Source organism: Gemella haemolysans (genome assembly GCF_001553035.1).
GTDB classification, from domain to species: Bacteria; Bacillota; Bacilli; order Staphylococcales; family Gemellaceae; genus Gemella; species Gemella haemolysans_B.
Window position 1 is genome coordinate 26,783 of the sequence record NZ_KQ959970.1, and the last position, 4,340, is coordinate 31,122.

General features: G+C 32.0%; 2 protein-coding genes. Both read left to right on the forward strand.

Annotated elements, in window-relative coordinates:
• The coding region (locus tag HMPREF3186_RS06285; RefSeq protein ID WP_156438979.1) for an amidase family protein at positions 1-1,283 on the forward strand (1,283 nt) is incomplete at its 5' end.
• 228 nt (positions 1,284-1,511) lie between these two features.
• Positions 1,512-4,178 carry an amidase family protein gene (locus HMPREF3186_RS09520; RefSeq protein ID WP_060914424.1) on the forward strand — a complete coding sequence of 889 codons (2,667 nt, stop codon included), beginning with the start codon at positions 1,512-1,514 and terminating at the stop codon, positions 4,176-4,178.
• Positions 4,179-4,340: the final 162 nt, after the last annotated feature.

Sequence of the window (4,340 nt, forward strand, 5' to 3'; positions counted from 1 at the left end):
GAAGTGCTGGTGCTGTAGCTAGTGGTATGGTACCTATAGCTAGTGGTAGTGATGCTGGAGGATCTATCCGTATTCCTTCTTCATGGACTGGACTTATCGGTCTAAAACCAACTGGGCACGTTGTTAAATTCCCTCTAGTGAAAACTATTGAAGATGCTAAAGCTTACTTTGAAAAAACTGAATTAAGTAAACCAAAAACGTTAGTAGAACCACCAAAAGATTTGAAAAAATTAAAAATAGCCTACACTCTTAAAACTCCACTTAAAGATCTTGAATTAAGTGAAGTTGCTAAAAAAGCTATTTTAGAAACAGTAGCTTTCCTAAGAAAAGAAGGATTTACTGTTGAAGAAGTTAAAGAATTCCCTATCGATGGATACGAAGGTATTAAAACATACACTGTAGGTGGTATCGGAGAAGAAAGTTATGTTGCAGCTGTTAAAGGTGTGACAGAAGAAAACAAACGTCAATTAGACCCTACAACTTACGGATTAGGAACTTCTTCATATATGGGACCAAATGCAAATACTGATATTTCTTCAGTAAAACCATTATCTACATTTATAGATCAAATGAATGCATTTTATAAAAAATATGATTTATTCCTAGTTCCAACTAACGCAGTTACTGCTCCATCTAACGATAAAAAAGTAGATCCATATATAGAGCCAGATATTGCAGAACAACTATATAATATTAACAAAATTAAAGATCCAAAAGAAAGATTTAATTTATTAACTAAACAATGGTTACCAATGACAAGACGTTCTCCATATACTTGGGTGTTTAACTTATCTGGAAACCCTGCGATTTCACTACCAACATATCTAAGTGACAAGAACTTACCATTCGGTGTAATGTTCGCAGCAAAAGACAATTCAGAAAAAGTTCTTTTAGAGATTGGCCAATACTTCCAAGATAAACACCAATTCAAAATGAACCCGGCTATTAGAAGTTCAAATGTTTCAGAAAATGGAAATAAAATCGGAATAAATGAAGACGGAACTAAATTTGAATACACAGTTCCAGCTTACGCACCTTCTGTTACAGAATTACCAACATTAGATATCAACAATGGTACTGCTACTATTCCAAGTAAATCTGAAAATTCAAAAACTACTTCTGTTAAAGAAGAGAAAAAAGTAGTAAATACAAACTCAACTAAATTAGATTCAACTCCTAAAACTCTTCCAAATACAGGAGAAAGCACAAACAACTTCCTATCAGCAATCGGACTTTCATTCCTTGCTTTAATAGGATTACTAAAACGCAAAAATAATAATTAGTATTAAATTAATATAAATACGGTTGATTCCTATAATTGACCGTATTTATTTTATTTTCCAAAAAATATATTTTCTCCTAATCTTTATATAATCTTAATTAAAAGAAAACCATAATAATATTTTTTCATTTCATCAAATTATTTTCTTGATTGATAATCGGTATCGGAGTATAATGGTATGTAGAAAGCTTTTTCAAGGCTTAAATATTATTTAAAATAGGAGCTAAAAATGAAAAAAAATAAGATTAAATATGTACTTATACCTGCCTTTGCAGCTGCAACATTATTTCCAGTATTAGCTAACGATAATCAAGCTAAAGCTAATGAAGATAAAACTACAGCACCTTCAAATGTGAGTAATACAGTTAGTACTAGCGAAAAAACTACTGCTGTAAATAGCACTGATAACAATGCTACTAATAATGCAGTTGTAACACCATCTACTAGTTCTGCTTCTCCAGTTAATGCTGTAGCACCAACTTCTAGTAACAATGAATCAACAAACAGTGCTAGTGTTGAAAACAAGGAAGTTGCTAAACCAACAATTCCATTCACTGTAGCTGAATATAAACAAAAAAGCGCTCTAGAACTTGCAAAACTAATTCGTGAGAAAAAAGTTACTAGTACAGAACTTGTTGACTTAGCTTATAAAGTTATAGAAGAAGAAAATCCTAAGTTAAATGCTGTTCTTACTACAGAAAATGGTAAAATTCCCCATGCTATTGTTGAAGAAGCATATAAAACTGCCAAAGAAATTGATAATCGTATTAGCGCAGGAAAACTAGCTGCTAATCCTGTAAATTGGGATGAACAACCATTCTTAGGTGTTCCTACATTAATTAAAGGATTAGATCCTCTGAAAAACGGAGATTCTTCTTACGGTGTGTATTTAAATAAAGGTAAAACATCTTCAGTAAGTGGAGCTGTTGCGAAAGAATTTGCAAAACTAGGTTTTGTTATCCTTGGACAAACTAACTACCCTGAGTTTGGAACTAGAAATATTACTGACTCTAAATTATTTGGACCTGCTGGTAACCCTTGGGATCCTAGTCGTAACACTGGAGGATCTTCAGGAGGAAGTGCTGGTGCTGTAGCTAGTGGTATGGTATCAATTGCGAGTGGTAGTGATGCAGGTGGGTCAATTCGTATTCCTGCCTCATGGACTGGGTTAATCGGTTTAAAACCAACTGGGCACGTGGTTAAATTCCCATTAGTAAAAACTATTGAAGATGCCAAAACTTATTTTGACAAAACAAAAATTAATAAACCAAAAACATTAGTAGAAGTTCCTAAGGACTTAAAATCACTTAAAATTGCTTATTCTTTAAAAACACCATTAAAAGATGTTGAATTAAGTGAAGATGGTAAAAAAGCAGTTCTTAAAGCTGTTGATTTCCTAAGAAAACAAGGGTTCACTGTTGAAGAAGTAAATGAATTCCCTATTGATGGTTATGAAGGTATTAGAACATATACAATAGGTGCAATTGGTGGCGGGTATACTGCGGCAGCGAACTTAGCTAAAGAAAAAAACAAACGTGATTTAGATCCAGCAACTTATGCTTTAGGTACATCTTCATATAAAGGGAAAACTGCAAACACTGATGTGTCTTCTGCTAAAAACCCAACAATATATGCTAACCAAATGAATGAATTCTACAAAAAATATGATTTATTCTTAATGGCTACTAATGCGGTAACAGCACCATCAAATGATAAAAAAGTAGATCCTTATGTTGATCCAAAAGTTGAAGAACAACTTTATAATATTAATAAGATAAAAGATCCAAAAGAAAGATTCAATCTACTAGTTAAACAATGGGAACCTATGATGAGAAGAACACCATTTACATGGTTATTCAACTTAACAGGTAATCCGTCAATATCGTTACCTGTATATAAGAGTGCAAACAACCTTCCTCTTGGTGTTATGTTCGCAGCTAAGAACAACTCTGAGAAAATACTTCTTGAAATGGGACAACTATTCCAAGATAACAATCAATTTGTGATGCATCCAAGTGTCAGAAACACGATTGTTTCTGAAAATGGAAATAAAGTTAGAGAAAATGAATATGGTACAAAATATGAATATTCAGTTCCTTCTGATGCTCCTGTAGCTGATGCTCTTAAACCTTTCACTGGTAAAATCGATGGTCTTTCTGAAAATGGTAATAAAGTAGTTATTGATAAAGATGGAAATGTTGCAGAAGTAAATGTTCCTTCTGACGCTCCTGTTGTTTCAGAATTACCAGAACTAAACATTAACAACAATACAGTTACTGTTACTATTAAATCAAAAGATAAAGATATAAGTGTTGATTTATACTCTACAGATAATAAAGATTTAACTTTATCTGCCAAAGATATCACTAAAAATGTAAACTTAGAAAATCTAAAAGATAAAGTTGTTGCAGATGCCAACAATAGCATTAAAGACAAAAAAGATATTACATCAATTAGAGTTGTAGATTTAGAATTACAAAAAGATAATAAAACAGTAAAACTTGATGTTCCAAGAACAGTAAAAGTTGCTTTACTTCAAAATGAACAAAACAAAGATATACTTGTTTATCATATTAAAGAAGATAATTCTATTGAATTTGTTCCTTCATCTGTAGCTAACAATAGTTTACAATTTACAGTTAATCACTTTAGTAAATTTGCTATTGTTGCTAAAATTAAAACAGCTTTAGCTTCAAGCGAAAAAGATATTAATTCATCAGCCGTTCAAGAAGAGAAGAAATTCACGGTAATCGACACTAGAGGAGCAAACTCAACTCCTACTAATGCACCAAAAACTCTTCCAAAAACTGGTGAAACTACTGGTAAATCTCTAACTGCAATTGGACTATCACTTCTTGCTATAGTTGGATTATTAAAACGTAGAAAAAATAATTAATTGAAATATATAACCTCGGAAATAAGTTTCTATTAAGAAACCTAGATTCCGAGGTTTTATTTCTTTGTAAATTTTAAATTATAACATGATTCATCTAAATATATAAGAAAAAATGGTTGTATACTAAATACGGGGCATGGAAAAATTCCAGCCCCGGATTTC

What these genes read in the sequence shown, in the direction of transcription:
- HMPREF3186_RS09520 (WP_060914424.1), top strand. Translation starts at nt 1,512, where the DNA reads ATGAAAAAAAATAAGATTAAATATGTACTTATACCTGCCTTTGCAGCT.